Origin of the sequence: Dyadobacter sp. SG02 (assembly GCF_900109045.1) — a bacterium.
Classification (GTDB): domain Bacteria; phylum Bacteroidota; class Bacteroidia; order Cytophagales; family Spirosomataceae; genus Dyadobacter.
Map to the genome: position 1 here is coordinate 76,311 of NZ_FNYL01000006.1, position 26,990 is coordinate 103,300.

26 protein-coding genes are annotated in these 26,990 nt (G+C 51.0%); 12 read left to right on the forward strand and 14 right to left on the reverse strand.

Features of this window, described 5'->3' with window-relative positions; genetic code table 11:
* Nucleotides 1–12 precede the first annotated feature (12 nt).
* Nucleotides 13–903: an SDR family oxidoreductase gene (locus tag BMW93_RS15665; protein ID WP_090377900.1), complete on the reverse strand. Its 891-nt coding sequence runs from the start codon at nt 901–903 to the stop codon at nt 13–15.
* Between the two features lie 84 nt (nt 904–987).
* On the opposite strand from BMW93_RS15665, the gene BMW93_RS15670 reads away from it, so the two are divergent.
* Nucleotides 988–1,698, forward strand: a complete 711-nt coding sequence (locus BMW93_RS15670; RefSeq protein WP_090377903.1) for a DNA alkylation repair protein — start codon at nt 988–990, stop codon at nt 1,696–1,698.
* An 8-nt stretch (nt 1,699–1,706) separates the two neighbouring features.
* Here BMW93_RS15670 and BMW93_RS15675 read toward each other — a convergent pair whose 3' ends face one another.
* Complete coding sequence (locus tag BMW93_RS15675) at nt 1,707–2,627, reverse strand: aspartate carbamoyltransferase catalytic subunit (protein ID WP_090377905.1); 921 nt, start codon at nt 2,625–2,627, stop codon at nt 1,707–1,709.
* A 136-nt stretch (nt 2,628–2,763) separates the two neighbouring features.
* Between BMW93_RS15675 and BMW93_RS15680 the strand changes: the two genes are divergently transcribed.
* A complete protein-coding gene (locus BMW93_RS15680) occupies nt 2,764–3,210 on the forward strand; it encodes a transcription elongation factor (protein ID WP_090377909.1) in 447 nt (148 codons plus the stop codon).
* Here BMW93_RS15680 and BMW93_RS15685 read toward each other — a convergent pair.
* Nucleotides 3,207–3,920 (reverse strand): YebC/PmpR family DNA-binding transcriptional regulator, encoded by a 714-nt coding sequence (locus tag BMW93_RS15685; protein ID WP_090377912.1) that lies wholly within the window; start codon nt 3,918–3,920, stop codon nt 3,207–3,209. The genes BMW93_RS15680 and BMW93_RS15685 overlap by 4 nt on opposite strands.
* 116 nt (nt 3,921–4,036) lie before the next feature.
* Between BMW93_RS15685 and BMW93_RS15690 the strand changes: the two genes are divergently transcribed.
* Both BMW93_RS15690 and metF read left to right on the forward strand, forming a co-directional pair.
* On the forward strand, nt 4,037–4,495 hold the full coding sequence (locus BMW93_RS15690) for a GNAT family N-acetyltransferase (RefSeq protein ID WP_090377915.1): 459 nt from the start codon (nt 4,037–4,039) through the stop codon (nt 4,493–4,495).
* A 384-nt stretch (nt 4,496–4,879) separates the two neighbouring features.
* Nucleotides 4,880–5,836 carry a methylenetetrahydrofolate reductase [NAD(P)H] gene (gene metF / locus BMW93_RS15695; RefSeq protein WP_090377919.1) on the forward strand — a complete coding sequence of 319 codons (957 nt, stop codon included), beginning with the start codon at nt 4,880–4,882 and terminating at the stop codon, nt 5,834–5,836.
* 51 nt (nt 5,837–5,887) lie between these two features.
* Here the strand turns inward: metF and BMW93_RS15700 are convergent, their stop codons facing one another.
* A complete protein-coding gene (locus tag BMW93_RS15700; RefSeq protein ID WP_090377922.1) occupies nt 5,888–6,208 on the reverse strand; it encodes a heavy metal-binding domain-containing protein in 321 nt (106 codons plus the stop codon).
* Between the two features lie 174 nt (nt 6,209–6,382).
* Here BMW93_RS15700 and BMW93_RS15705 point away from each other — a divergent pair, with 174 nt between their 5' ends.
* Nucleotides 6,383–6,961, forward strand: coding sequence for a nitroreductase (locus tag BMW93_RS15705; protein ID WP_090377925.1), 579 nt, complete (start codon nt 6,383–6,385; stop codon nt 6,959–6,961).
* A 2-nt stretch (nt 6,962–6,963) separates the two neighbouring features.
* Nucleotides 6,964–7,941 (forward strand): ABC transporter ATP-binding protein, encoded by a 978-nt coding sequence (locus BMW93_RS15710; RefSeq protein ID WP_090377928.1) that lies wholly within the window; start codon nt 6,964–6,966, stop codon nt 7,939–7,941.
* A gap of 6 nt (nt 7,942–7,947) precedes the next feature.
* Here BMW93_RS15710 and BMW93_RS15715 read toward each other — a convergent pair whose 3' ends face one another.
* From BMW93_RS15715 to BMW93_RS15745, 7 genes are all read right to left on the reverse strand, one after another.
* Entirely contained in the window at nt 7,948–10,467 is a 2,520-nt protein-coding gene (locus BMW93_RS15715) for a DUF5686 and carboxypeptidase-like regulatory domain-containing protein (protein ID WP_090377932.1), read from the reverse strand.
* Complete coding sequence (locus BMW93_RS15720) at nt 10,464–11,069, reverse strand: vancomycin high temperature exclusion protein (RefSeq protein WP_090378823.1); 606 nt, start codon at nt 11,067–11,069, stop codon at nt 10,464–10,466. Before BMW93_RS15720 ends, BMW93_RS15715 begins: the two co-directional genes overlap by 4 nt.
* 147 nt (nt 11,070–11,216) lie before the next feature.
* Nucleotides 11,217–13,991, reverse strand: a complete 2,775-nt coding sequence (locus BMW93_RS15725; protein ID WP_090377935.1) for a DNA gyrase/topoisomerase IV subunit A — start codon at nt 13,989–13,991, stop codon at nt 11,217–11,219.
* Nucleotides 13,992–14,156: 165 nt separating this feature from the next.
* Nucleotides 14,157–14,810: a CoA pyrophosphatase gene (locus BMW93_RS15730; RefSeq protein WP_090377938.1), complete on the reverse strand. Its 654-nt coding sequence runs from the start codon at nt 14,808–14,810 to the stop codon at nt 14,157–14,159.
* 61 nt (nt 14,811–14,871) lie between these two features.
* Nucleotides 14,872–15,111: a DUF2442 domain-containing protein gene (locus BMW93_RS15735; RefSeq protein ID WP_090378826.1), complete on the reverse strand. Its 240-nt coding sequence runs from the start codon at nt 15,109–15,111 to the stop codon at nt 14,872–14,874.
* A 28-nt stretch (nt 15,112–15,139) separates the two neighbouring features.
* Nucleotides 15,140–15,370 carry a DUF4160 domain-containing protein gene (locus tag BMW93_RS15740; protein ID WP_229240483.1) on the reverse strand — a complete coding sequence of 77 codons (231 nt, stop codon included), beginning with the start codon at nt 15,368–15,370 and terminating at the stop codon, nt 15,140–15,142.
* A gap of 73 nt (nt 15,371–15,443) precedes the next feature.
* A complete protein-coding gene (locus BMW93_RS15745; RefSeq protein ID WP_090377944.1) occupies nt 15,444–17,027 on the reverse strand; it encodes an NAD(P)/FAD-dependent oxidoreductase in 1,584 nt (527 codons plus the stop codon).
* 92 nt (nt 17,028–17,119) lie between these two features.
* Here BMW93_RS15745 and BMW93_RS15750 point away from each other — a divergent pair, with 92 nt between their 5' ends.
* Genes BMW93_RS15750 through BMW93_RS15765 form a run of 4 tightly spaced genes read left to right on the forward strand, consistent with a single transcriptional unit; the run spans nt 17,120 to nt 19,717 of the window.
* Nucleotides 17,120–18,043, forward strand: a complete 924-nt coding sequence (locus BMW93_RS15750; RefSeq protein ID WP_090377947.1) for a sugar phosphate isomerase/epimerase — start codon at nt 17,120–17,122, stop codon at nt 18,041–18,043.
* 37 nt (nt 18,044–18,080) lie between these two features.
* Nucleotides 18,081–18,341, forward strand: coding sequence for a type II toxin-antitoxin system HicA family toxin (locus BMW93_RS15755; RefSeq protein WP_090377950.1), 261 nt, complete (start codon nt 18,081–18,083; stop codon nt 18,339–18,341).
* The gene (locus tag BMW93_RS15760) at nt 18,331–18,543 is read left to right on the forward strand and encodes a type II toxin-antitoxin system HicB family antitoxin (protein ID WP_090377953.1); all 213 of its coding nucleotides are present in this window, start codon (nt 18,331–18,333) and stop codon (nt 18,541–18,543) included. Before BMW93_RS15755 ends, BMW93_RS15760 begins: the two co-directional genes overlap by 11 nt.
* Before the next feature lie 10 nt (nt 18,544–18,553).
* A complete protein-coding gene (locus tag BMW93_RS15765; protein ID WP_090377955.1) occupies nt 18,554–19,717 on the forward strand; it encodes an acyl-CoA dehydrogenase family protein in 1,164 nt (387 codons plus the stop codon).
* 26 nt (nt 19,718–19,743) lie between these two features.
* Here BMW93_RS15765 and BMW93_RS15770 read toward each other — a convergent pair whose 3' ends face one another.
* Nucleotides 19,744–20,592, reverse strand: coding sequence for a sterol desaturase family protein (locus tag BMW93_RS15770; RefSeq protein ID WP_229240484.1), 849 nt, complete (start codon nt 20,590–20,592; stop codon nt 19,744–19,746).
* A gap of 326 nt (nt 20,593–20,918) precedes the next feature.
* On the reverse strand, nt 20,919–22,409 hold the full coding sequence (locus tag BMW93_RS15775) for a helix-turn-helix domain-containing protein (RefSeq protein ID WP_090377960.1): 1,491 nt from the start codon (nt 22,407–22,409) through the stop codon (nt 20,919–20,921).
* A 348-nt stretch (nt 22,410–22,757) separates the two neighbouring features.
* Between BMW93_RS15775 and leuS the strand changes: the two genes are divergently transcribed.
* Nucleotides 22,758–25,565 (forward strand): leucine--tRNA ligase, encoded by a 2,808-nt coding sequence (gene leuS, locus BMW93_RS15780; RefSeq protein ID WP_090377963.1) that lies wholly within the window; start codon nt 22,758–22,760, stop codon nt 25,563–25,565.
* Between the two features lie 76 nt (nt 25,566–25,641).
* Here leuS and BMW93_RS15785 read toward each other — a convergent pair whose 3' ends face one another.
* The gene (locus BMW93_RS15785; RefSeq protein ID WP_229240486.1) at nt 25,642–26,010 is read right to left on the reverse strand and encodes a carboxypeptidase-like regulatory domain-containing protein; all 369 of its coding nucleotides are present in this window, start codon (nt 26,008–26,010) and stop codon (nt 25,642–25,644) included.
* 169 nt (nt 26,011–26,179) lie between these two features.
* On the opposite strand from BMW93_RS15785, the gene BMW93_RS15790 reads away from it, so the two are divergent.
* The gene (locus BMW93_RS15790; protein ID WP_090377966.1) at nt 26,180–26,989 is read left to right on the forward strand and encodes a glycoside hydrolase family 25 protein; all 810 of its coding nucleotides are present in this window, start codon (nt 26,180–26,182) and stop codon (nt 26,987–26,989) included.
* Nucleotide 26,990: the final 1 nt, after the last annotated feature.

Here is a 26,990-nt window from a genome sequence, read left to right on the forward strand (position 1 = left end):
GTAATAAAATTTTTATTCCGGACTCTTGCCGCCACGGGTGGCCGATTTGATCTGTTCCTCGATAGCATCCCATTGACTATCAGTTACTTCTTTCAGGAAATTGAATTGCCCGCCTGCCAGTACTTCGCCGCCGTCGAGTGTGATTATTTCGCCCGTCATGTAGGCCGAGAAGTCGGAGATCAGATAAGCGGCCAGATTGGCCAGTTCCTGGTGGTCGCCCGTGCGCGCGAGCGGAATGCGGTTTTCGAATGCAAATTTCGTAGCAAGTTCTTCCGGAAACAGGCGGTCCCAGGCGCCTTTCGTCGGAAACGGGCCGGGGGCGATCGCATTGAGGCGGATACCATGCCGTGCCCATTCAAATGCGAGCGACTTCGTCATGGTCAGCACGCCCGATTTGGCCATGGCCGACGGTACTACCCAGCCCGAGCCGGTGGTGGCGTAGGTGGTCACGATGTTGAGTACAGAGCCTTTGATATGGTTTTCAATCCAGTATTTGCCCAAAGCGAGTGTGAAATAATAGGTGCCGCGCAGCACAATGTCGACGACCGTATCGACGGCTTTATACGAAAGTCGCTCGGTAGGGCTGATGAAATTCCCTGCGGAGTTATTCACGAGTCCATCGACCCGCCCGAATGCTTCAACGGCTTTGGCGATCACGTTTTCGATTTGCTCGGTTTTCCTCACGTCGCATTCCACATAGCTAATTTTGCCGCCTGTCGTCTCCCGAAGTTCTGCCGTCGTTTTTTCGAGAACATCGGCTTTCCGGCTGCAAATGACCACGTTCGCGCCCAGACGGAGAAAATAGGCAGCCATCGATTTTCCGAGCCCCGTACCGCCCCCGGTGACGATGATCGTCCGGTTTTCGAGCGCACCATCGCGCAGCATGCCTTCATTGTAGCTCATGATGAATGTATTTTTAGATGGGGATGAAAAGTAAATTTTTCTTTAAAAACATTATATTTTCCATGAAAAACAAATCGCGCGGAAATGGATCAGGTAAAGGAAATAATGAATGAGCTGGCAATGCTGGGCACCGAGCAAACACTCAAAACGATGAAGAACCACGGTGCGGTGGAACCCATTTACGGCGTGCGGATCGGCGATATGAAACCGATCCTGAAAAGGCATAAAAACGACCACAAACTGGCGCTCGAATTGTTTAAAACGGGCAATTCGGATGCCATGTACCTGGCTGGGCTGATGTCGAAACCCGCATTGATGACGCCGGAGGTGCTCGATGAATGGCTTAAAGGGGCGTCGTGGCATATGATCAGCGAGTATACCGTGGCCTGGAATGCCGCCGAAAGCCCATATAAATTTGAAATGGCCCGGAAATGGATCGAATCCGAGGATGAACTGACGGCCGATGCAGGCTGGGCGACCTGGGGCGGCATTCTGGCATTGACGCCGGATGATCAGCTCGACAAAGAGGAGATCGATCAGCTACTCGATCGCGTAGAGCGCGAAGTCCATTCGGCACAAAATCAGGTACGTTATGTGATGAATGGCTTTGTGATCGCGGTCGGGGCCTATTATCCTCCGCTTGCAGAGAAGGCCATGGAAGTGGGCAAAAGGATCGGGAAGGTTAAGGTCAATATGGGAAATACCGAATGCAAAGTACCTTTCGCGCCCGACTACATTCAGAAAGTGTGGGATAAGGGACTTCTCGGAAGAAAGCGAAAAGAAGTAAGATGCTGATCAGCAGGTTATTGCTGGGCCAGCAGATAGAGTACCGCCATGCGCACGGCCACCCCGTTTTCTACCTGGTTCAGGATGATTGAATGTTGTGAATCTGCCGCATCGGACGAAAGCTCCACGCCGCGGTTGATCGGGCCCGGGTGCATGAGCACGATTTCTTTGTCCAGCTCATCGAGCATCGCCTTGTTAATGCCATAATATAGCGAGTACTCACGCAACGACGGGAAATATTTGATCTGCTGCCGCTCCAACTGTATACGCAGTACGTTGGCTACGTCGCACCATTGCAAGGCTTCTTTTACATTATGCCCGATTTTGACGCCAAGTTCTCCCAAGTGTTTGGGGATCAGGGTGGACGGTCCGCATACCATTACCTCCGCGCCGAGTTTTTGCAGACAGAATATGTTGGACAATGCCACGCGGGAGTGGGTAATGTCGCCGATGATCGCAATTTTCCTGCCTGCCAGATCACCCAGCTTTTCGCGCATCGAAAACGCATCCAGCAGCGCCTGCGTAGGGTGCTCATGCGTGCCGTCGCCTGCATTCACGACGTTTGCGGGGATGCGCGTGGACAGGTAATGCGGCGCGCCTGGGCTGCTATGGCGCATCACGATCATATCCACTTTCATGGCGAGGATATTATTGACCGTGTCGAGTAATGTTTCTCCTTTTTTAACGGAACTGCCGGACGCCGAAAAATTCACCACATCGGCAGAAAGCCTTTTTTCCGCCAGCTCAAAAGACAGCCTCGTGCGGGTGGAGTTTTCAAAAAATACGTTGGCAATGGTAATGTCGCGAAGGGAAGGGACTTTCTTGATGGGCCGGTTAATGACTTCTTTGAACTGAGTCGCTGTATCTAAGATAGTTTGAATGTCGTTCTCGTTCAGGTTTTTGATTCCAAGTAAGTGCCGGACCGAAAGTTGTGTCATTGTTTGTATTCAAGAAAGTTTGGCAAAGATAATAAGGAAGCGGTCAATGAGAAAATCCGAAGGGAATTTTCGAATAAATCAGTGTTAATTTGCAGTCTTAGGCAATACTGCCGGCAGGCTGCAAATACTTTTGACAATGGATAAGGCAACGGTGATCGCACACGTGAAGGCACTCCTCGACGAGCGCATGCAGGTGGCGTGGGCCGCTATGGAGGCGGCGCAGGAATCAGCAAACGATCAGGGGAAAAGTTCGATGGGCGATAAATATGAAACGTCGCGATCGATGGGCCAGCTCGACCGCAATATGCACGCCCGTCAGTATGAGCAGGCGCGCCAGGAACGGCTCATCCTCGAAAAAATCGGTGAAGGCGACGCGCCAACGCGCAGTGCCGTAGGTTCGCTGCTGGAAACCACGGCGGGCTGGTTCTTCATCGCCGTGAGTTTGGGAGCTGTTAAAATAGAAAATGAGACCGTCATAGCAGTCTCATCTTCGTCGCCCGTGGGTGCTTCGCTGTTAGGAAAAGAGCCCGGGACTTTTTTTGAGTTTATGAAAAAACAACACCGGATTGTGGCGCTGCATTAAGCCATGTTGTGGAACACGCGTACCACGTCGTCGTCTTCCTCGATCTTCTCGATCAGTTTCTCTACTTCTGCAACCTGTTCGTCGCTCAATGTCTTGGTATCGTTCGGAATGCGTTCGAAATCCGCTTCGACGATCTCGTAGCCATTTTCTTCGAAATAATGCTGTAATGCACCAAAGGCAGAGAACTCGCCGTAAATGTTGATCAGGTTGGTCTCTTCGTCGAGGAATACCTCTTCGCCGCCTACGTCGATCAGTTCAAATTCCAGCTCTTCGATATCCTTACCGGTGTTCTTGATTTTGAAAATGCATTTGCGGTCGAAGATAAAGTCGAGCATGCCCATTGTACCCAGGCTTCCTCCGAGCTTGTTGAAGTAGCTTCTCACGTTCGCCACGGTACGGGTAGGGTTATCCGTAGTACTTTCCACGAGAATGGCGATACCATGCGGGCCGTAGCCTTCGTATACCATTTCCTTATAATCCTCCTGATCTTTCGAACTTGCCCGTTTGATAGCCCTTTCGACAGTCTCTTTGGGCATATTCACCGCTTTGGCGTTTTGCAGGAGTACCCGGAGTTTGGAGTTGGTGGCCGGATCGGCTGTACCGTTTTTCACGGCAAGAACGATCTCCTTACCAATCCTGGTGAACGTTTTGGCCATCTTGTCCCACCGCTTGAACATCCGTGCCTTTCTGTATTCAAAAGCCCTTCCCATACTTATAATGTATTATTAGTTATTTTAATGTTGGTACCTTGGTATTGTCAATTGTGCCGCAAATTTATAAAAACGGTCAATATCAGATAAAATAAATTCTTTTGCCATCTATTTTCATGGATTATCAACTCGACTGGCGCTTCCAAACATTCGACGAACTGACTACAACCGAGCTCTATGCCATACTACGGTTACGCAGTGAGGTTTTCGTACTCGAACAGCGCTGCTGTTATCTCGATGCAGATAACAAGGACCAGCGAAGCCATCATCTTTCAGGTTACCTTGGCGACGAGCTCATGGCTTTCGCCCGCATCGTGCCGCCGGGTTTGTCGTACGAATATCCGGCGATCGGCCGGATCGTTGTTTCGCCAGGAGGCCGGGGTACGGGTTACGGTATCGAACTGCTCAATGTTTCTATTCAAAAGCTGGAAGAATTGTACGGTAAAGTGCCGATACGCATCGGCGCGCAGCTGTATCTCAAAAGGTTCTATGAGTCGTTCGGTTTCAGGCAGTCGGGGGAGGTTTACCGCGAAGATGACATCGAACATATCGAGATGACCAGGCTAAATTCGTAGAAACTACAAAAAGTGCGACCTTTTGGGGAATCGTTTCCCAAAAGTGTTGAATTAATAAACACCGCATGTAACCGCAAAATGTGTTAATGCGTGCTCAAAACAGCATTCAAGGCGAAAATTGTAGTAACTAATCTACATTTCGATAAAAAAAGTTTGATATAAATTGCTCGTAAACGCTTTCTTTCCTAATTTGGCACAGAATTTTAGTTATTAGTATTCAGTCAAGCAAATTGTTGCTTTGGGACTGACGCCCTGTCAGCAACCCAATTAACATTTTTGACGAACACTGATAGAGGAGGGTTTACGTGGAATGGCCTACTGTAATGCGGTAGGCCATTTTTTTGCTTTCTTTGTACTCGTTTACAACACACCACCGCATTTGTAATGACCAAAGTTACCGAGTACATCAGCCGGGCAGAAGGGAAAGCTTTGTTCTCGATCGAGATCATTCCCCCGCTGAAAGGGCAGAATATCAATGAGCTGCTAAACTCCATTGAACCTTTGATGGAATTCAATCCCCCTTTTGTAGATGTGACGTATCACCGCGAAGAGCTGATCGACAGGGTCGGCCCGGATGGTACCATCGAACGCATCCCGATCCGCAAGCGCCCGGGTACCGTGGGCATATGCGCCCGTATCATGGAGCGGTTTAAAGTGGACGCGGTTCCGCACGTGATCTGCGGGGGATTTACCAAAGACGAAACCGAAGACGTGCTTATCGACCTGCATTACCTGGGCATCGATAATGTGCTCGTGCTGCGCGGCGACCCGGAAAAATCGGCAGGCGTTTTCAGGCCGAAACCGGGTGGGCATACCTACGCGTCGGAGCTGGTCACGCAGGTGGATAATATGAATAAGGGCATCCTGCTCAATGCGGAAACCCAAATGTCGCCGACCGACTTTTGCATCGGTGTGGCAGGTTATCCTGAAAAACATTTCGACGCAGCCTCGTTCGATTCGGATTATGCGGCTTTGAAAAAGAAGATCGAGCTGGGCGCCAATTATATCGTGACGCAGATGTTTTTTGATAACCAGAAGTATTTCAGCTTTGTGGAGCGCTGCCGCGCGGAAGGCATTACCGTGCCTATTATCCCTGGTTTGAAACCCTTATCAACCAAAAAACAACTGACAGTGCTGGCGGACATATTCCACCTGGAATTCCCGCAGGAGCTGGTCAAAGAAGTAGAAAAATGCGCTACCGACAAGGAAGTGCGTCAGGTAGGCATTGAATGGGGCATTCAGCAATGCAAGGAGCTGCTGGCTTATGGTGTACCTGTGCTCCATTTTTACACAATGGGCAAGTCCGATAACGTGTCGCAGATCGCCCGAGGCGTATTTTAAATACCGCGCGTGTCGGGTGTTGCTATGGTACCCGACACGATGCACCGGGTGCTATTCGTAGCACACCGCAGTGCCGTTGGCGCTCACCATGAGCATCGAGCTGCCGTTTCCGATCGTTTCGAGGTCGATATCCACGCCGATTACCGCATTGGCGCCGAGGCGCTGTGCCTGCTCCATCATCTCGCGGATAGCAATGCTTTTGGCCTCGCGCAGCCCCTGCTCGTACGAGCCCGAGCGCCCGCCCACGACGTCGCGTATGCCTGCGAGGAAATCCTTGACGAAGTTGGCCCCGATAATGGCTTCACCATTCACCAGTCCGATATACTTAGTGATTCTTTTACCTTCGATATTCGGGGTAGTAGTAACAAGCATGCGATTTCAGGTTTTGATTGGTGTTGATTTTTGACCGGCCAAATTACGGGTTTTGTCAAGAAGGAGGCTGAAAATAATGGTTTAGCGGCAAAGTAGCACGAGTTCGGGGTAAATTTTGGGTATAATCGTTAGTTTTGCCCTTTGACCAAATTTTAAGTAGTAAAACAAATTGTAATGGAACAGACAGTAGAAACTATAAACCATATCATCCGCACCCGCCGGGCCATTTTTCCACCGAATTACATCCAGAAAGAGATCCCACAGGAAGTACTCGACAACATCCTCGAAAACGCGCATTACGCGCCTACCCACAAGCGTACCGAGCCATGGCGGTTCATCGTGTTCAGGGGCGAGGAGAAATTACAGCATCTGGCCAGCTTCTTCATGGAGCGTTACCGCAACAATACCCCTGCGGAATCATTCTCGCAGGCGCGCTACGAGGCTGCCGGCGAAAAAATCCTGAAATCGGCCTGCGTAATCGCGATCAACGTGGAACTTCACCCGAACGACCTGCCTGAATGGGAGGAAACGGCGGCAGTGGCTTGTGCGGTACAGAATATGTGGCTGACGGCCACCGCGTACGGCATCGGCTCGTATTGGAGCAGCCCCGCGGTACTGAAAGAGCTCGGCGAGTACCTTGAACTTCCCGAAGACCAGAAATGCCTCGGCCTTTATTACCTCGGTTATCACGACGGATCGGCGGTCCCTATGCGTCGCAACGGCAAGATCGAAGATAAAATTACCTGGGCCTGAGCATGAAACAGTCCCGACCGACCCTGCGTGCGCAGCAGATTACCAAAGCATTTGGTAACGACACAGTCCTTTCCGGTGTTGATATCGACCTCGCGCCGGGCGAGTGGCTGGGTATCCTGGGCGAAAGCGGGTCGGGGAAAAGCACCTTGCTACGCATTCTGGGACGCTTCCTGGATGCGGAGCAAGGTGATGTTTTTTTTAAAGGGCAATTGCTGAAACCGGTCGCGAGCGAGCTGATGCCCGGGCACGAGGCGATCCGGCTCATTCACCAGGAGTTCGAATTGTTCCCCAACCAGACGGTCGAAGAGAATATCGCCTATTCCCTGCGCTTCTACGAGCCCGATTACCGCCTCGAAAAGGTAGCGGAGCTACTGGAAACGACCGCATTGAAAAACGTCAAAGACCGCAAGGCCAAATTGCTTTCCGGCGGCGAGAAACAACGTACGGCCATTGCGAAGGCTATCGCCGAAATGCCCGATGTGCTGCTGCTCGACGAGCCATTTGCGCATTTGGACAACCATAACCGCCGCGTACTCGCGGACGCGATCGAGCGCCTGCGCAGGCAACAAAAAATGAGCTGCATATTCGTCACGCACGAAGCTGCGGAAGCGCTCGCGTGGTCGGATAGGATTGCGGTGCTGCGCGACGGCCGCATTATCCAGATCGGGACGCCGCAGGAAGTGTACAACAACCCCGCAAATGCCTATGTTGCCGAGCTTACCGGTGATATCAACTGGCTCGCCGGCGATAAGCACAAAAAGCAGTTTTACATTCGTCCGGAAAAGATCAAACCCACGCGCAACCCGGACAAAAGCCGTTGGGCAGGCAGGGTGGAAGCGATGCGCTTTCACGGCAACCATTGGGAAATCCGTTGTACAAAAGGTAAGGAGCAGTTATCCTTTTACCGGAACAAACCCGATCTCGAAATCGGCCAGGAAGTGCATTTGACTTACGCTTCCAAAGATCTCAAAAGCATTTAAGCTGCATTATAATTTAAACCAGAAAGAAATCTTCACGGCAAACGGCGTCACATTCGGGTTATCGAGGTAGGTAAGCCGATGAATGAAATCGACGCGGCCGGTGCGGAAGATGTTATCGATCCCGTAGCCGAGTTCGATGTAAGGTTTTGAATTTAACTGGTTGAATGCCAGTATCTGCTTGCCCGATTCGTCGGTGGTGGTGGTAAGCGTCTCATTGGAATGGCTGATACTTCCGTAGAACAGCCTGCCCGTAGCCAGCATTCTTAGTTTCAGTTTTTTGATCGCTGGTATCCGGTTTAAGATAAATCCTTCAAAATTGTGCTCCATGCGCAAGGCAAAGTACCGGTCGCTGACAAACTCGAAATAGCGCATCAGGTTATAGGCATTTTCCACATAAAAGAATGATTCGTTCCCAAGCGGCGTGTAGAGCAGCGGGTAGGGTAGTGTGGACGGAATATAGCCGAACGTGATGTTATAATAGGTACGCCCGATCACCCCCGCGCGAAAGCTCTGCCGGATATTGAAGGAGAATTTATTGTAATTAAAATCCCCTCCCAGCAAATGCCTGAAACCATGCGTGTAGCGCAGCGTAAATGCAGGCGAATTGCCGGTACCCATGCTGATGCGCTCATTGTCGTTCAAAAGAAACGTCTCCTTTTGGGCCAGCCTGGCTTCAAAATTGACTTCGGTAATGTCAAATGCACTTTTCACGGGCGAAGCATCACCTGCGGCGGGATCGGTACGGTAGGTGAATGCAAAAAGCGGATCGAAAGTGCGGTGACGGAGCTGCACGCTGCCGGTAAGGCCTTTCACGACTTCCCTTTTGAAATAGGCCGAAATATCCTGCTGCCAGTAAGGCCGCCTGAATGCCCCGAACCGGGATAATGCCCCGAAAATCGTGCTCGGACCGATTGCGTCGGGGGATAGGCCCAGCCTTTCAAGGTCTTTCGAATACGAAATGCCCGCCATTGTCCACGGCTTTCTGCTGATAATGTAATCGAGCCCGCCGCCGTATTTGAAATCGTGGTCACGGGTGCCATAAGCGCCATAACCGCTGAAAATCCATTTCTTGCTAAAACCCGGATCGGTCCGGAAGCCGAGGCGGAAGCGATGGCCCTCTACCTTATTGTTGGCATACAGAAACAAATAAGGGCCTACATCGATGTTCCATTTGTCAATCCTCTTGTAGCCGTTGACAAAAATGTTGAGCAGCTCGGTGTAGGTTTTCACCACCGGCAGGGCTTTCAGCGAATCGATCAGCTCGAAAGTCAGCTTTTCGGTCGGGCTGAGATCTTCCGGGCGGCTTTTGGCCCAGAAAGTCGAATCGTGATCGCGGTAATTTTCAGCCAGTTCAATGGCCGTGTCGTAAAAACGGTTCTCACGTGGCGCATTGATTTTGTATTTGGATTGAGCGGAATAGAATTTCAGCAGCATCCCGGCGGCTTGCGGTGTTGGCTCGGCGACGTCGATCAGCACGCGGGTTTTGTGTGGCAGCCAGTTCTTTTCATCGTCCGATAATTCGTACGATTGCTGGATTTTAATGCGGTCGATGTAGTTGAGGTTGGCCTGCTTGTCTACGCTGACGTCGATCTGCGTCAATGCGAATGTCTGCCCGTCGACCCACAGCGAGCCGGTAAATGCGAGGTCCTGCTTCTGTCTCGGTTCAAATTCGATGTGGTAATCATAGCCCGCGCCATTGTCGGCGCTGTCGGCCAGGAAATACTCGTAATAAAGCTTCCAGTTGTCAGAAATGGGCGAAACGAAGTCCTTTTGCAGGATATTCAGCCAGTTGTTATAAAAATTATATTGCTGGAATGTGGAGCCGATCAGCTGGGATACTACGCTGCCGTCCGTAAGCCCCACGCCCGAGACTTTTGTTTTATTAATAACCTCCTTTTTCTTCTGCGGATCACGGCGGTAAAAGACATCGGAAACCGACTCGGAAATAAAAATCGGGATGATCGTCTCGCCGTTTTCACCCTTCACCTCGTCGAACTTTTCAAGTACGCGGTTCATTTTCTTTACCGACTTTCGTTCCCGGAACCCACTCGAAAGGTTATCAATATCGATCTGTATCTTGTTGTAGGCCTGATACTCATAGGCCGACAACTCGTCGGCATTATTGGCTTTCTTGCGCGCCACGATCTTGCGCATGACCGCATAGGCAGGGTTTTCACCCGCCAGGATTTTGACCTCGCGCAGCTGCGTGGTGCCGGGCGAAAGCTGGACATCGATCACCTGCTCACCGACATTTGGCACAATGACTTTGCTCCGGCTCGTGTACCCGACGTACGTGACGGTCACGGAATCGGCCGGCGGGGTGAATTTGAGCTCGTAAATACCGTCAAAATTGGTGGTAGTCCCTCCTAGTTGTCCACGGATGCCGATGTTGGCGAAAGGAATGGGATCACCCGTTGAGGCGTCGGTAATGCGGCCTTTAATGGTAAAACTGGTTTGAGAAAAGCCCTTTGTGCAAAAGAGGCTTACGAGCAGGAGCAGGGCGGCGATGTTCCGTCTCAGTCTCATTCGTCATGCTCATTTTTACCGATTTGAATATTGGAAGTCACGTCCGCTGCCGGGCGCAGGATGTGAACATCGAGCACAGCCTTCGGGCGCGCCAGGTACTCGCGCACGAGCGTGCGGAACGAATAGCCGTCCGGAACATCCTGTGCGGCGAATGAAATTGCATTAATTCCCTCACTATGAGCAATGTATAGTGCTCTGGCATTGTGGAAGTTCTGCGAAATGACCGTGAAATTATCCTGATTGAAGACCTCTTTGCAGCGCACGATCGAGTCGAATGTGCGGAAACCGGCATAATCGAGCGTCATTACATTTTCGGGAATGCCCAGATTGAGGAGCGCGCGCTGCATGTCCAGCGGCTCATTGTAATATTGCGAGTCGTTATTCCCGCTCAGAATGATGTATTTGATCTTTCCCTCTTTAAAAAGCCGGGCGGTAGCCTCCATCCGGTATTTAAAAAAAAGGTTTTCGCCTCCTTTTTCGGACTTCTTGCTGGTACCCAACACCAGTGCAACGTCGTTCGGCGGGAGGCTTTCGATGGAAAAGTAGGAGTATTTTCGCGTACAATACACTACCCAGAAATTACAGAGCAAGATAAACACCATGCAGGCAAATAATAAGGCTAATATGATTTTGATCAATTTTTTCACCTGTGCACGCGTTGCCTTTTGAATTCCTGGAAATTCTGCCGGTTGCGTATAGCAGCATTCAGATCTGATATACGCAACCGGCGGGTATTTTTGTTGCCGGTCTTATTCGAATAGTCCGAGCTGGCTTTTGGGATCCGAGCCTTTTTTGCCCTCTTTTTTAGATTTGGATTCGCTTTTTGGTTCGTCGCTGTCCCCTTCTTCGGCAGTGTTGGTAGTTTCGTCGTCGTCTTCCGCATTAACAGTATTTTTTGTCAAAGCATTCGCCGGGGCGCCGGCCGCCGGATCGCCGGTCGCCGTTTCATCGGGAGTTTCGTCGTCGGTGGCTTCATCCGTTACCGTGTCGTCTGCCGGTAGTTCGGCGGTCTCTTCCACGGGCACCGCGAGCGGTTCGAGCCAGCGGATATCCTTGAACTTGTCGTTCGGGATGCGGTTACCCTGCGCCCGCCAGCCGCGGATATCCACCATTTCTTCCACGAGGTATTCCTCGGCCGTCTGCTCTTTTTGGGCTGTTTTAGGATAAACGATTTCCAGTTTCGGACGAATATCCGTGCTGGCGAGGATCAGCTTGCTGTTTTTGGCGTCGCTGATGAAAAGGAATTTCTTTTCGAGCGAAGAGGTCTCGATGTTGAACCTTTTGATAAAATGCTGCTTTTGGCCTCCATCAAAATAAATGGCGGTAATAGGAAGCTTGGTATCGAATTTCTTGACCAGCAATACCTCGTGCGGCTCGTAATGATTGGTCAGGTCGAAGTTGGTGAGCTCGTAGCTTCCATCTTTGTAAATAACCACAATATTGTCGGTAGGGCCGAAGTTGCCGAGGTATTCGCCGCGCTCGTCGCGGTTCAGGCGGCCGATGATCGGATCGAACCACATATCCACGCCGCCCAATGTCGAGCGGCCGGCCGATTTCAGGGTCAGTTTCCGGACGGGGTATTTGGTCAGGATATTACCCATTGCGCTCCGGTTTTTGATCAATAGTTCGGCGAAATTGTAGTCAAACTGCTTGACCTTCGCCTTGCTTTGCGCTTGGAGGTTTACCGTAATAATCTCGGCCTCGCCATTATCGTTCGCCGTGAAATAGGTGATCTTCGATTTCGGCGTTCCCTGGGTGAGGTCGTACTCGCGGTCGCGGGTGACGGCTGTTACCTGAAAGCGTTTCGCGTAAGAAACACCGGTTTTTCCATCGACATACACGAGGTTATAGACCTTCCTTTCATCATTTTTAAGGAAAACAGCGCAGTGGATAATGTCTTTGCCGACGAATACCTTGTCCTGCAATTTGGTTACTACACACCGGCCATCACCTCGGAAGACGATCACGTCGTCGATGTCGGAACAATCCATCACATATTCGTCCTTTTTCAAGCCGTACCCGACGAAACCTTCCGCCCGGTTGACGTACAGTTTCTGATTGTTGGCTGCAACGATATTCGCCGAGATCTGGTTGAATGCACGGATTTCCGTTCTTCTGCCTCTCCCTTTACCGTATTTTTTCAACAACTCCCTGAAATACTCGATGGCGAAACGCGTGATGTGCGCCAGGTTATCCTCGGTTTCGGCGAGGTCTTCCTGCCATTTGCGCATCAGTTCGTCGGCCTTGAAGCCGTCGTATTTCGAGATCCGTTTAATGCGGATTTCCGTCAGTTCTACAATATCGTCGTCGGTAATTTCGCGGTAGAACTGCGGTTTATAAGGTTCAAGACCTTTGTCGATCGTGCGGATCACGGCTTCGAAAGTTTCGCATTCCTCGATGTCGCGGTAAATGCGGTTTTCGATGAATATCTTTTCGAGCGAGCCGTATAATATCTTTTCCAGCAATGCCAGCCGCTTGATTTCCAGCTCGCGCTGCAAGAGGTGGACGGTTTGCTGGGTATTGTATTTCAAAATGTCGGTTACGCCGACGAAATGCGGTTTTTCTCCAATAATGATACACGCATTCGGCGAAATGGAAACCTCGCATTCCGTGAACGCGTACAAGGCGTCCATCGTAATATCGGGGGAAACGCCGGGCGCCAGATGCACCTGGATTTCCACATCCGCCGCGGTGTTATCCACCACCTTTTTGATCTTGATCTTACCCGCGTCGTTCGCCTTGATGATCGATTCGATGAGCGAAGTAGTGGTGGTACCAAAAGGAATGTCGCGGATGACGAGCATCTTTTTGTCCTCTTCCTCGATTTTGGCACGTACCCGTACTTTTCCGCCACGCTGGCCGTCGTTGTAGTTGGAAACGTCGACATGACCGCCGGTAAGGAAGTCGGGGTAAATGGTGGCGTCCTTCCCTTGCAGGATCGTGATCGACGCCTCGATCAACTCACAGAAATTGTGCGGGAGTATTTTGGTCGACAAACCTACTGCAATGCCCTCCACGCCGAGTGTGAGCAGCAGCGGAAATTTGACCGGCAAGGTGATCGGTTCACGTTTCCGGCCATCATAGGAAAGCTGCCATTCGGTAGTGTCGTCATTGAAAACGACATCCTTGCCAAACCGCGAAAGCCGCACCTCGATGTAACGTGCCGCCGCGGCACCGTCGCCCGTGCGGATATCGCCCCAGTTACCCTGGGTGTCGAAAAGCAGCTCTTTCTGCCCGATGTTGACGATCGCATCATAGATCGACGCGTCGCCGTGCGGGTGGTACTGCATGGAGGACCCGACCACGTTGGCCACCTTGTTGAAGCGACCGTCGTCCATTTCGTTGAGCGCATGCATAATGCGCCGCTGAACGGGTTTCAGACCGTCTTCGATCGCCGGAACGGCTCGTTCCAGAATTACATAAGAGGCATAATCAAGAAACCAGTTTTCGTATAAGCCCGAAATGGGCAGTTTATCATGCAATCCGCTATCTTCTACGTCGGGCGTAGCTCCGTTTTCGTCCATAAATGCAGGAGGAACCAGGTTTTAAGTATTCAGAAATAGTTGATCAGCCATTCGCTTCCCGGTCTTCATGGGGGACTGGCTCATTCAAAAAGAAAGAAACAGGGTGAAGTTTACCGGAAGATCAGGTTGAATTAACTGCTAATATAGCAAAATAAGCGATAAAACTCAGCTTTCAGGTTCGGCCGGAGGTGCATTCAATACCGCCAGCAGCTCGCTGATCATCATGGCCGTAGCGCCCCAGATTTTGTAACCCTGCACCATATAATGCGGCGCATGTACCTGTTCGCCACGCACTTGGATGTCACTCGATCCGATAATATTAACATCAGAAATCTCTTCAAGTTTGATCTCAAAAATATCTTCTACCTCGCGAGGATCGGGGTAGAAGCCAGGGCGGTAGGGTATGGAGGCTACCACCGGCAATACATGGAAATTACTAGCTGGAATGAACAGCTCGGTCAATGCACCCAGGATACGGACGTCCGTAAGCCGCAAACCGATTTCCTCCTGCGCCTCGCGCAACGCGGTCCGGATGAGGTTTTCGTCGCTCAGCTCGTAGCGGCCACCGGGAAATGCGACTTGTCCGCTATGCACGCCGTCGTAAGCCGGGCGCAGGATCAGCGGGAAGTAGATTTCGTTCTGGTAAGGATAAAAGAGGATGAGTACCGCACTTTTGCGCGTGCGTGCATTGGGTTTGAAAGTGAGGCGGAGCCGGGACGAAGCCTGCATTACCTGGTGGGCCGTCTCACCGGGTAGCGGGAATGTTAATTTGTGTGTCAGTTGTTTGGTAAAATCGGAAAATGATTCCAGTGGGGCCATGTTGGCTGAGTCGTTGAAGAGTTAGGTGGCAGAACATTACGCCTAAGTTAATGTACGAAACCTAAATCTTTGCGTAATGAAGCTCTCTTTTGAAGTCGAAAAAGCTTTCGAGGCTCAGATCTTCATCCAATTCTTCCCAATGGATGCTGTCACCCAGGGGGCCGAGTTCGAACCGAAGACGCTGCTCGGGACTAGCGTTTTCAAGCCGTTTGAACCACGTCAACGGGTTGCCGATCGTCTGGCCGCCATCCAGCACCAGGTATATGTTGGTTTCGTCGAACCAGACTTTGCTGATTTTCATAGTCGCTTCTTTTTGAATAGTAAGTTTGTTAACCATGAAATTCGTGCCACTTTTCAATAATCAGTTCTGAATGCTGTTCTACCAATGCCTCCGCTAACATCAGGTCTTTCGGTTTAATACCACGGCTTTCGATCAATCTCACCGGATTTACCTCGAATTTTGCAGTGCCGTCGGCATTTCTGACGTGAATGTGAATGGGTAAATGTTCCAGGCTGTAAAAAAAGAACTTCATCCCGAACATTCGGAAAATTTCAGGCATAATATAGTGTCGTGTAAGTGTTGAAAATCAATGAATGCAAATATACTAATTACATAAATTGATTTTTAACAACCTAAACCTCAATGGTCGCATACAACTTCACCAGCTGTTCCGCGCACCGTTCGCCATCCATGGCGGCCGACATGATGCCTCCTGCATAGCCTGCACCCTCGCCGCAGGGGAATAATCCTTTGATTTCAGGATGCTCGCAGCTTTCGCGCTCGCGGGGGATGCGTATGGGCGAGGAAGTACGACTTTCCACGCCGATCAGCTGGGCGTCGCCGGAGAGGTAACCGCGCATTTTACGGCCGAAATCAGATAATGCGTCGCGCAGCGGGAATGCAATGTGGCCGGGAAGTACGTCGTACAAATCAACGGATTGGAGGCCGGGCTGGTAAGAGGTATCACGCAAATGGGCGGACGTTTTACCTTTGACAAAATCCATCGCGAGTTGCGCCGGTGCTGTCTGAGTGGCTCCCGCGAGTTTGCAGGCGGCTTGTTCGAGTTCGCGTTGCAATTGCAGGCCGGCCATGGGTCCGTAATCTTTATACGGTGCGAGGTCGGCTTCCTCAATCGTCACCACCATGCCGGAATTCGCGTAGGCGGAGTCACGCCGTGAGGGCGACATACCATTTACGACCACTTCGCCCGAAGCCGTGGCAGCAGGAACGATAAACCCGCCGGGACACATGCAAAATGAGAAAACGCCTCGTTGGATGCCCTTGTAGCGGGTTTGGGTTACCAGGCTGTAAGAGGCAGCGGGCAGATAGGGACCGCGATCGACTTCGCAGTGGTATTGTATTTTGTCAATGGTGTTTTGTGGATGCTCGATCCGTACGCCCATCGCGAAGGATTTGCTTTCGATGAGGATATTTTTTGAATGCAATAATTCGTAAATGTCTCGTGCAGAATGCCCTGTCGCCAATATGACACCGATGCCTGTATGCTCTTCCTTGTCGTTGGTGACTACACCGGCAATGCGGTTATCGCGAATGATCAGGTCGGTGACTTTGGTGTCGAAATGTATTTCACCGCCCGCTTTCAGGATGCTTTCGCGCATTTCCGAAACTACGACCGGTAGTTTATTGGTGCCGATATGCGGGTGCGTATCGATCAGGATCTGCTCGCTGGCGCTGTGTGCGACGAATATTTCGAGCACCCTGCGAATATCACCGCGTTTGTTGGAACGGGTATAGAGTTTACCGTCGGAATACGTACCTGCGCCGCCCTCGCCGAAGCAATAATTGGATTCCGGATTGACGTGGTGGTCCTTGTTAATCGCCGCGAGATCGCGCCGTCTGGTGCGCACATCTTTCCCTCTTTCAAATAAAACAGGCTTGATCCCGAGCTCGATCAGGCGCAATGCGGCAAACATTCCGGCTGGTCCGCAACCGACGATCAATGCCTGCGGGCGCTTGCTTACGTCGGGGTACACAATGCGTGTGCCTGCCAATGCGGGCGGGGCTTCTCCGACGTACACTTCCGCCTGAACATTAATTTTTACCTGCCGGCTGCGGGCATCTATCGATTGCCGCGTTTTGCGGATGAATGGGTTATCGCTTTCGCGTAGGCGCAGTTTCTGGATTACGAAACGGCGGAAACTGTCGTCGTCCAGCGCGATCTCCGGCGCCAGTGTGAGTTGGAGCGTATGGTGCATGGGTTGGAAAGGGATTTATCCTTTAATGCCGCAAAGGTAGCAATCGGGTGTAAGTTTCTTTCTATTTTAATTCACAAACAAACTTTGAAACGATGTCGACAACCCGCCGCCAATTCCTGAATACGCTGGCTGTTTCGGCCGGGGCAGCCGTGCTTTCGGAAGCCGCCCGGGCCGGGCAAAATACCGCCGCATTGCCATTATCATGTAATCAATATTCTTGGATTACTTTTTATGCCCGCGACGGGAAGGATTGGGGTAAGGACCCGGACGCTTCGCTCGCCGAGTTCGCATCCACAGGTCTGAAAGCGTACGAGCCGGCATTCAACAATGCGGATGAAGTGCCGAAATTGCTGCCGCTGCTTAAAAAACACCGGCTGGTGATGCCCTCGGTTTACGTCAATACTTCACTGCACGAAGCCGCGGAAGGCACTAAATCGATCGAATCGGTGCTGGCGATTGCCGACGCATTGAAACCTGCCGACACTAAAATCATTGTCACAAACCCAAACCCGATCCAATGGGGCAGCGACAAAAACAAATCCGACGAACAACTGACCGAACAGGCTCAAAACCTTGATAAACTCGGTGCCGAACTCAAAAAGCGCGGCATTACCCTCGCGTACCACACGCACGACGTGGAGCTGCGCGCCGCTGCACGCGAGTTTCACCATATGCTGCTGGCCACCGATCCGAAAAACGTGTCGCTATGCCTCGATGTGCATTGGGTTTACCGAGGTTCGGGCAATTCGCAGGTGGCGTTGTTCGATGTTGTGAAATTGTACGGCAAGCGCATTGCCGAGCTGCATTTGCGGCAATCGAAAGGCGGTATCTGGCAGGAAACGTTCACGGAAGGCGATATCGACTACCCCAAACTCGTGCAGATGCTGGACGGCGCGGGTGTGAAGCCGCATTTGGTTTTGGAGCAATGCCTCGAAAAAACGTCGCCGAAAACCATGGACGGCGTCCAGGCGCATAAGGAGGATTTGGTTTATGTGCGGAAGATTTTTAAGCTTTAATGTTATATTTAATTCACTAAACTAACACACTATTTGTATGAGTAAATTTGAAAAATTGATCTTGAAATTGCTGTCGGAGGCGTCTGATAACAATTTTAGTTTTGAAGAATTGAGGCTACTTCTGCTGAATCTCGGCTTTACAGAAAAAATGGGCTCTGGCAGCCACAGAATTTTTTATAAGAGGAATATTTCGGAAATTGTAAATATTCAGCCTCTGGGCAATAAAGCAAAACCGTATCAGGTTAAGCAAGTCAGAACAATTGTTTTAAAATACAACCTTTTCAGCTATGAACAGTAAATATGAATTGATCATGTATTGGAGCAAAGAGGATCAATGCTTTATTGTTGAAGTCCCCGAGCTTCCAGGATGTATGGCTGATGGAGCGACCCAAAGCGAGGCACTGGCCAATGCACAGCGCGTGATCGACGAATGGATCGAAACGGCGAAAGAACTTGGTCGCGAGATTCCAGAAGCGAAGGGCAAGCTTATACATGCCTGATTCTTTCTAAATGACCCAAACCGACTTCTTCAATATCTCCGAACTCCTAACCGGAGAGCAACGCCTCATCCAACAAGCAGTGCGCGATTTTTCCGACCGGGAGATCAAACCTGTTATCGAGGATTTTGCCCAGAAAGCGGAGTTTCCCCTGCATTTAATCCCCAAATTCGGCGAACTGGGTGTTTTCGGCCCTACAATTCCGGTGGAGTACGGCGGCGGCGGGCTGGATTATACCAGTTACGGCCTGATGTGCCAGGAGATCGAGCGGGGCGATTCGGGTATGCGGTCAACGGTTTCCGTGCAGAGCTCGCTGGTAATGTGGCCGATTTATGCATTCGGTTCAGAGGAGCAAAAACGTAAATATTTACCTAAACTCGCCACCGGCGAATGGCTCGGATGTTTTGGACTGACGGAACCGGACCATGGTTCCAATCCGGGTGGTATGAAGACGCATTTGACGAAAACAGAAGGCGGATACGTGCTGAACGGCTCCAAAATGTGGATATCCAATGCACCTTATGCACAGGTAGGCGTGGTATGGGCGCGGAATGAAGACGGGAGGGTACAGGGCGTGATCGTAGAGCGCGGAATGGAAGGTTTTTCGACCCCGGAAATCCACAACAAATGGTCGCTGCGCGCGAGCGCGACGGGCGAGCTGGTTTTTGACAATGTATTGATTCCCGAAACGCATATGCTACCCGGAGCATTGGGATTGAAAGCAGCATTGCAATGCCTCGACAAAGCACGGTATGGCATCGCCTGGGGCGCTATCGGCGCGGCGATCGATTGCTACGAAACAGCGGTCAAGTATTCTGCCGAGCGCATTCAGTTCGATAAACCGATAGGGGCATTTCAATTAACCCAAAAGAAACTGGCCGAAATGCTGACGGAAATCACCAAAGCGCAACTCCTCGCCTGGCGGCTGGGCCAGCTCATGGACGCTGGCAAAGCCAATACCGTGCAGATTTCAATGGCCAAGAGAAATAATGTGGAAATGGCGCTGAATACCGCACGCGAATCCCGCCAGATCCTAGGCGCCATGGGCATTACCGGCGAATACCCCATTATGCGCCACATGATGAACCTCGAATCGGTCGTGACTTACGAGGGCACGCAGGATATTCATTTACTGATTTTGGGCGCGGAGATTACGGGGATACAGGCGTTTAAGTGACGGTTTTTGACCGTCGACGGCCGATCTTAAATCTGCTGATTTACATATTCGCGATCGACAGCCTGTTCGTGGTCTGCGGTCTGCGGTCGGTGGTCTGCGATCACTTGCGCCGCGAGCTTCCGCTGCAAATCCTTACTCGTTTCCCGCGAGCCGTCCGGCGACCATCCCGGCGCTTTGAAGAGGTATTTTAGCTTTGTTTTAAAATTTATTGGCAGCGCGAAATCTTCGCCGATGGCCTTCCATTCGTGAAAAACGGTTTGGCCCAAACCTTGCGGTTCCGCCGATTTGGTGAGGCCGTACCGTGGTGGTTCGCCGGGAAGTTCTTCCTGGAAAGTACCAAACAGGCGATCCCAGATGATCAGGCACATACCCATGTTTTTGTCGAGATACTGAATGTTGCTCGCATGGTGCACGCGGTGGTGCGAGGGCGTCACGAAAATATATTCCAGCCAGCCCAGTTTGCCCACATATTCGGTGTGAACGATGATGCCGTAAATCTGTGTGATCGAATACATCACGATAATGTCGGCCGGGTTGAAACCGACCAATACGAGCGGAATGAAGTAAATGAAACGGTACAGCGGCTGGAATACCGACGACCGGAAACCGGTAGTCAGGTTGAAATGCTCCGACGAATGGTGCGTTACATGCACAGCCCAGAACAGCCTGCAATGGTGATCGACATAATGTAACGTGTAGAATGCCAGGTCCTCGGCGAGGAACAATGCAAGCCAGTACAACCAGGGGTCAGCGATCGGTTCCACGAAGGAGAAATTGTAAAACCAGATCAGTACGCTTACGTAAGCGGCGCGGAAAAGCAGATCGATCCCGCCATTGAGCAGCATGAGCGCCGCATTCGTTAAAGTATCTTTCAAAGAATAGGCCGGGTGTTTGGCCAGTTCCCCGTGGGATGTTTTGTATGTTAAAAAGACCTCAAGACCGATCAGACAGATATAAAAGGGCGTCGACAGTTTTAGAATGAGATCCTCAAAATCATAAGTGCCGGGCATAGCATTTTCTTCAAATAATAAACAAAGATAGTTGAGAAGAGAACTGTAAGTTTTCGCCTGCCTATTTCTAAGATTTTTTTAATAGCAACCGGCGAGGTACTTATCAGACATTCATTGTACAGGAAACCCCCATCGAAGGTTCAAAATTTCCCGGGTTTACGTTTTTAAATATAATAAGTAACCGGAAAGGATCAGTTAATCATCCGTTTCAGTGCTTTCCGGAGTTCTTCGTTTTTGTGCCGTTTTTGCAGGATCACCGGCGCGGCAATGCGCTCCCGGCAATCGAAAAGCGAGCAGCGCTCGCAGGTCTGGTTTACTTCCCTGGCAGTCAGTGCGGGATCGTCGAGAAATGCCAGTTTCTCCCGTGTCTGCTCGTCGAGGTAAATGCCCATCGACACGCTCACGTTCAGGTTAGGCGTGGGCGACATCGGTTGCGCGAAACTCACTACCAGGTATTGGTCCTGCGTATCGATGTAGGTAGATTTCTGCGCTTTGCACAGAATGCGCGGCGGCTGTTTGGCCTGGATCATATCGCCGAGGTCGTTCAGGATCGTGAGCGCGACCCACCGGCGGCAGTAATGCTCATCGCGCACGGTATGCGGGTAGTGCTTTCTCGAAATATGCATTTCCTTCGTCATGTGGAACAGGTTCTGCCCGACGAAGTTGTTGAAACGCGAAAAGAAAATCTGGTTAATGCCGAAATAGCGCGGCAGGATATTGCTGAGCCGGTAGCAGAACGACTCCGGCGTGGTATTGAAATCGTGGATGAGCTGGATGAGCCGCTCGGGTTGCCAGGTTTTTTGTGCAAAAAAATCGGCTATGGCCGGTACCAGCAGGCTCCTTTTGATGATAATGGCGCTGCCGAAATAGGAAGCCTTGAAGTTGTTCAAAAGCTGCTCAAACGATTCCGCTTCTACCAGCGCGGTTGTGTGCAGGCGATTTTTCAGGTTTAAATACAAATACCCGATTTCCCGTCCGTAGATAAATGCCCGCTGGACGGAAGATAAATGTGCATTGATCAGCAGTCGCGTTCCGGCTGAATTGGTAATGGTAAGCGATCGTACGGTAGCGAATTCGGGGTTGTTGCGCTCATTAATGGGTTCGATCGTGTATTGGTACTGGTCTTTCAGGATTGTTTCGAGCTGTTGTTCGTCGAGGAGGCTTGCGGCTGCCACATTGTGTTCTGCCAGAAAGCGTTCCGCTTCGATTTCGATATCCTCGAAATAATTGTCGTGCATCTCCTGGTAAGTACGCAATGCCGAGAAATAAAACTTCTCGATCGACATATTGTAATTCCGGGCGATCTCGATAAGTGTCCCCACGAACGCGCTGATCTTCGTAGGCGCGTCGGAAAGGATTTCGAGCAGGTTGGCGGGATCGATACCGAACAGTTCGAGGGGAAGCTCCGTCAGGATATTCGAGCTGAGCAGGTCGGAAATCGGTTCGAGCCGTTTGCTCAGTTTTAACGAAACCAGCGTGTCGTAATCGACCTCGATGGCACTCGCTAATGCAAGTATCTTGTCGGCTTTCGGGTACTTTTTCCCTTTTTCAATTTCATTGATATAGGAAATAGACAACCCGGATTTCTGGGAAAGTTCGCTGAGCGACATCCCTTTGTCGAGCCGGAGCTGTTTGAGTTTGAGTCCGAAAACAAGCCTTACATTATCCTGATTAATAGCCACAGTGCTGATATATGGGCCTGATTTTGTGCGATTTCGCTTACAGGCAATTTAATGAATGAAACACAAAAGTAGACATAGCCCCGCATTCGGCATCCATGAAGCATAAAAAAACGGTGCCGGTCACACAGAATGCAGGCGCCGGCAATCCGCGGCCCAGGAGGAGCCTCCTGTGCCCGCCAACCGTAACAACGTAATAATGAAACGAACAAACCGAATCCGATCAAAAAACGCTATTTTTGCGGTTTATTTGGAGAAATAGAAACAAACAAAAGCTTTACCTTCTGATAATCAGTATTTTGGGCGGATATACACACCGATACCCGGGAAAAGCATAACAACTAACAGGATATGAGTGAGTACAGTCATCGGGAAATAGAAAAAAAATGGCAGGATTACTGGCAGCAACACGGCACGTTCAGCGTGTCGAACGCGTCGGATCTGCCCAAGTATTATGTGTTGGACATGTTTCCTTACCCTTCGGGCGCGGGCTTGCATGTAGGCCACCCGCTGGGGTATATCGCCTCGGACATCTATTCCCGCTACAAAAGGCTGAAAGGCTTTAATGTGCTGCATCCTATGGGTTTCGATAGCTTCGGCCTGCCTGCCGAGCAATATGCGATCCAGACCGGCCAGCACCCGGCGATCACGACGGAGCAGAATATTACCCGTTACATCGAACAGTTGAAAAACCTGGGGTTGAGCTATGATTGGAGCCGCGAAGTTCGGACCTCCGATCCCGGCTATTACAAATGGACACAATGGATCTTCTCCGAGCTGTTCAACAGCTGGTACAACAACGATACCGACAAAGCAGAGCCGATCGAAACGCTGACCGCGAAGTTTGCGCAGGAAGGTAATGCCAAAGTAAATGCGCCCGCCGACGAGGATACCCCCGCATTCACCGCCGAAGAGTGGAATGCATGGTCGGAAGAAGCGCAATATAAAATGACATTGAAATACCGCCTGACCTACGTCGCGGACGCTACGGTGAACTGGTGTCCCGGATTAGGTTCGGTATTGTCGAACGACGAGGTGAAGGACGGCGTTTCGGAGCGTGGCGGTTTCCCCGTGATCCAGAAACTGATGCGCCAGTGGATGATGCGCATTACCGCATACGCACAACGGTTGATCGACGGGTTGGATACGGTAGATTGGACCGAGTCATTGAAGGAGCAGCAACGGAATTGGATCGGACGTTCTGTCGGAGCGTTGGTGAAGTTCGCATTGGATGGTATTGATGCTAATATCGAAGTATTTACAACCCGGGTTGACACGATCTACGGCGTGACGTTTATGGTAATCGCGCCGGAGCATGAGCTGGTGGACGTGATCACGACGCCGGAGCAACGCTGGGAGATCGATGCGTACATTGCGATGACGCAGAAGAAATCGGAGCGTGACCGGATGTCGGATGTGAAAACGGTTTCGGGCGCATTCACGGGCGCTTACGTGCTCAACCCGTTCAGCGGCGAGAAGGTGCCGGTTTACATTGCGGATTATGTGCTCGCAGGTTACGGAACGGGCGCGGTAATGGCCGTACCATCCGGCGACCAGCGCGACTGGAACTTCGCTAAACATTTCAATTTGCCTATTATCCCGATCCTCGACGCGCAAAAAGACATCGAAACGCAAGCCGACGCGACGAAGGAAGGAAAATATATCAATTCGGGCATTATCGATGGGCTGACTTATAAAGAGGCCACCGACAAGCTGATCAATCAGCTGGAAGAAAAAGAATTAGGGAAAGGCAAGATCAACTTCCGTCTCCGCGACGCGGTGTTCAGCCGTCAGCGTTACTGGGGCGAGCCGGTGCCCGTTTATTACAAAAACGACAGCGAAGGCCAGCCGGTACCTTACTTGCTGGACTTGAACGAACTGCCGTTGAACCTGCCGGAAGTGGACAAATACCTGCCGACTGAAAATGGCGAGCCGCCGCTGGGCCGTGCGCAAGGCTGGGAGCGTGGCTCGGGCAATGGCTACGAGCTGAGCACCATGCCGGGCTGGGCGGGAAGCAGCTGGTACTGGTACCGCTACATGGACCCGAAAAACGAAAATGAATTCGCCTCGAAAGAAGCGATCGGCTACTGGAAGGACGTGGATTTGTACATCGGCGGCACCGAACACGCGACGGGCCACTTGTTGTACAGCCGCTTCTGGAACAAATTCATGAAAGACCGTGGCTTTGTGCAGGAAGAGGAGCCGTTCAAGAAGCTGATCAACCAGGGGATGATCCAGGGACGCAGCAATTTTGTGTATCGGGTGAAAGGAGAAGATTACAGCAAGCCGGTATTTGTAAGTGCCGGTTTGAAATCACAATACGAAGTTTCCGCATTGCACGTGGATGTAAATATCGTCGAAAACGATGTGCTGGATGTGGAGAAATTCAAAGCTACACGTCTCGACATTGCCGGGGAAAATGCTACATTCATCCTGGAAGACGGCAAATACATTTGCGGCGTGGAAGTCGAGAAAATGTCGAAATCCAAATTCAACGTCGTGAACCCCGACGACATCGTGGAGCGCTACGGGGCTGATACCCTGCGTCTGTACGAGATGTTCCTCGGACCATTGGATCAGGCAAAACCGTGGAACACGAATGGTATCGATGGTACTTACCGGTTCATCCGCAAGTTGTGGCGCTTGTTTTACACCGAAACCGGCCAGTGGCAGGTCAAAGAGGTTCCGGCGAAGCCCGAGGAGTTGAAGATTTTGCATAAAACGATCAAAAAGATCGGGGAGGATATCGAAAACTTCTCATTCAACACGGCTGTGAGCGCATTTATGGTGTGCGTAAATGAGCTGGGCAGCCAGAAATGCCAGAGCAAAGAGGTTTTGGAGCAACTTGTGATCCTGCTTTCGTCTTATGCGCCGCACATTTCGGAAGAACTGTGGGCTGCATTGGGCAATGAGGCAGGCGGTGTTTCGAAAGCGGCATTCCCCGTATTTGAAGCGAAATATGTGCAGGAATCGGTATTCGAATATCCGGTGCAGATAAACGGAAAGGTCCGTGCTTCGCTGACGTTCCCGCTGGATACGCCTCCGGCCGAAATCGAGAAGGAAGTTTTGGCGGACGCGACCGTTCAGAAATGGATGGAAGGCAAGCCGGCCAAGAAAGTGGTCGTAGTGCCGAAGCGGATCGTGAACGTCGTGATCTGATCCTGATTAAAATACAAATGCAAAATGGCCAGCTCCGGTGTCGGAGCTGGCCATTTTGTTGACAGGATAGGGTAGGTTACTTGATGGAAATCTGGCGTTCGGTGCGGCTCTCGGCTACTTCGAAGTCCTTCTCCGTTTTCTGACCGTTTGCAGAAACCTGAATGGTGTAAGTGCCGGCAGGCAACTCGTTCACATTGAAGGTTTTTCTGAACTTGTCAGTGTCGCGACCGATTGTTTCGCGATAGTAGGTTGCCCCGCTGCGGTTGGTGATCACTACCACGGCCTTGTCGCTGGTGTACTTGTCGACGTTGACGTGGATCTTGCCACTGTTGGAGGCGAAAATACCGGTTCCGAAAGCGGCTGCTTTTTTGCTTTCTTTATCTTCCGCGAAAGAATTGAATGCGAAGGTGGCAGCGATTACCATTGTCATTGCGATTGTTTTCATTGAAGGTTTCATGGCTATGTTCTTTTAAATGATGGCTAATAATTCCGTTTTGTTGATTCAAATATATGGGCTATGTAAGGTACTATGCATTACATAGTACATGAATGGTAGTTATCTAAAATGAATGGCAATATGCCGGGAATAGCGATCTTTCTTAATTTTGCACGGTATGGCAAAAAAGAAGACCCGCACCTCATTAAGTATTGGTAAAGCAAAATACCTGAAACCGCTCCCAGCGAAGGGTTGGGCCATTATCGGAGCCATTGTAGTGGTGATCGGCGGGCTGATCTGGTGGAACGACCGTACCGACGAAAATCAGTGGGAGTTCATCAGCAAGTTCGGCATTAAGCTGCCATTACGTTACGCGGTCCATGGGATCGACGTTTCGCACCATAATGCGAAGATCAATTGGGACAAACTCAAAAGCGCCCGCTCCGAGAATGTAAGCATTGATTTTGTCTATATTAAAGCCACGGAAGGCGCGACGCACCTGGACAGGCAATTCAAACGGAACTGGACCGAAGCTAAAAGAGTAGGAATGAAGCGCGGCGCTTACCATTTCTACAACCCACGGGTGATGTCCGACCGGCAGGTAGATAACTTCATCGGGCAGGTAAGTATGGAGGCAGGCGATTTACCGCCCGTGCTGGATCTGGAAGTGAATGGCGGCAAGCCCGACGACATTATCATCAAAGGCGTCCGCAACTGGCTCACGCTCATCGAAGCGCATTACGGTGTGAAGCCGATCATCTATGTCAACGAGCATTATTACAAAAAATACATCGCCGGCAACTTCGACGAATACCCGCTCTGGCTAGCGGGCTACTCGCGTACGCACCTGAACGACCTCGCGTCCGACGCGCACGTGCTGTTCTGGCAACACAGCGAAAAGGGCTGGGTAGACGGCATCCGTGGTTTTGTGGATTATAATGTATTCCTGCACGAGCGTACGGATTGGGAGAATTTGGCGGATCGCTGAA

What these genes read in the sequence shown, in the direction of transcription:
- BMW93_RS15665 (WP_090377900.1), bottom strand. Translation starts at nt 903, where the DNA reads ATGAGCTACAATGAAGGCATGCTGCGCGATGGTGCGCTCGAAAACCGG.
- BMW93_RS15670 (WP_090377903.1), top strand. Translation starts at nt 988, where the DNA reads ATGGATCAGGTAAAGGAAATAATGAATGAGCTGGCAATGCTGGGCACC.
- BMW93_RS15675 (WP_090377905.1), bottom strand. Translation starts at nt 2,627, where the DNA reads ATGACACAACTTTCGGTCCGGCACTTACTTGGAATCAAAAACCTGAAC.
- BMW93_RS15680 (WP_090377909.1), top strand. Translation starts at nt 2,764, where the DNA reads ATGGATAAGGCAACGGTGATCGCACACGTGAAGGCACTCCTCGACGAG.
- BMW93_RS15685 (WP_090377912.1), bottom strand. Translation starts at nt 3,920, where the DNA reads ATGGGAAGGGCTTTTGAATACAGAAAGGCACGGATGTTCAAGCGGTGG.
- BMW93_RS15690 (WP_090377915.1), top strand. Translation starts at nt 4,037, where the DNA reads ATGGATTATCAACTCGACTGGCGCTTCCAAACATTCGACGAACTGACT.
- metF (WP_090377919.1), top strand. Translation starts at nt 4,880, where the DNA reads ATGACCAAAGTTACCGAGTACATCAGCCGGGCAGAAGGGAAAGCTTTG.
- BMW93_RS15700 (WP_090377922.1), bottom strand. Translation starts at nt 6,208, where the DNA reads ATGCTTGTTACTACTACCCCGAATATCGAAGGTAAAAGAATCACTAAG.
- BMW93_RS15705 (WP_090377925.1), top strand. Translation starts at nt 6,383, where the DNA reads ATGGAACAGACAGTAGAAACTATAAACCATATCATCCGCACCCGCCGG.
- BMW93_RS15710 (WP_090377928.1), top strand. Translation starts at nt 6,964, where the DNA reads ATGAAACAGTCCCGACCGACCCTGCGTGCGCAGCAGATTACCAAAGCA.
- BMW93_RS15715 (WP_090377932.1), bottom strand. Translation starts at nt 10,467, where the DNA reads ATGAGACTGAGACGGAACATCGCCGCCCTGCTCCTGCTCGTAAGCCTC.
- BMW93_RS15720 (WP_090378823.1), bottom strand. Translation starts at nt 11,069, where the DNA reads ATGGTGTTTATCTTGCTCTGTAATTTCTGGGTAGTGTATTGTACGCGA.
- BMW93_RS15725 (WP_090377935.1), bottom strand. Translation starts at nt 13,991, where the DNA reads ATGGACGAAAACGGAGCTACGCCCGACGTAGAAGATAGCGGATTGCAT.
- BMW93_RS15730 (WP_090377938.1), bottom strand. Translation starts at nt 14,810, where the DNA reads ATGGCCCCACTGGAATCATTTTCCGATTTTACCAAACAACTGACACAC.
- BMW93_RS15735 (WP_090378826.1), bottom strand. Translation starts at nt 15,111, where the DNA reads ATGAAAATCAGCAAAGTCTGGTTCGACGAAACCAACATATACCTGGTG.
- BMW93_RS15740 (WP_229240483.1), bottom strand. Translation starts at nt 15,370, where the DNA reads ATGCCTGAAATTTTCCGAATGTTCGGGATGAAGTTCTTTTTTTACAGC.
- BMW93_RS15745 (WP_090377944.1), bottom strand. Translation starts at nt 17,027, where the DNA reads ATGCACCATACGCTCCAACTCACACTGGCGCCGGAGATCGCGCTGGAC.
- BMW93_RS15750 (WP_090377947.1), top strand. Translation starts at nt 17,120, where the DNA reads ATGTCGACAACCCGCCGCCAATTCCTGAATACGCTGGCTGTTTCGGCC.
- BMW93_RS15755 (WP_090377950.1), top strand. Translation starts at nt 18,081, where the DNA reads ATGAGTAAATTTGAAAAATTGATCTTGAAATTGCTGTCGGAGGCGTCT.
- BMW93_RS15760 (WP_090377953.1), top strand. Translation starts at nt 18,331, where the DNA reads ATGAACAGTAAATATGAATTGATCATGTATTGGAGCAAAGAGGATCAA.
- BMW93_RS15765 (WP_090377955.1), top strand. Translation starts at nt 18,554, where the DNA reads ATGACCCAAACCGACTTCTTCAATATCTCCGAACTCCTAACCGGAGAG.
- leuS (WP_090377963.1), top strand. Translation starts at nt 22,758, where the DNA reads ATGAGTGAGTACAGTCATCGGGAAATAGAAAAAAAATGGCAGGATTAC.
- BMW93_RS15785 (WP_229240486.1), bottom strand. Translation starts at nt 26,010, where the DNA reads ATGAAAACAATCGCAATGACAATGGTAATCGCTGCCACCTTCGCATTC.
- BMW93_RS15790 (WP_090377966.1), top strand. Translation starts at nt 26,180, where the DNA reads ATGGCAAAAAAGAAGACCCGCACCTCATTAAGTATTGGTAAAGCAAAA.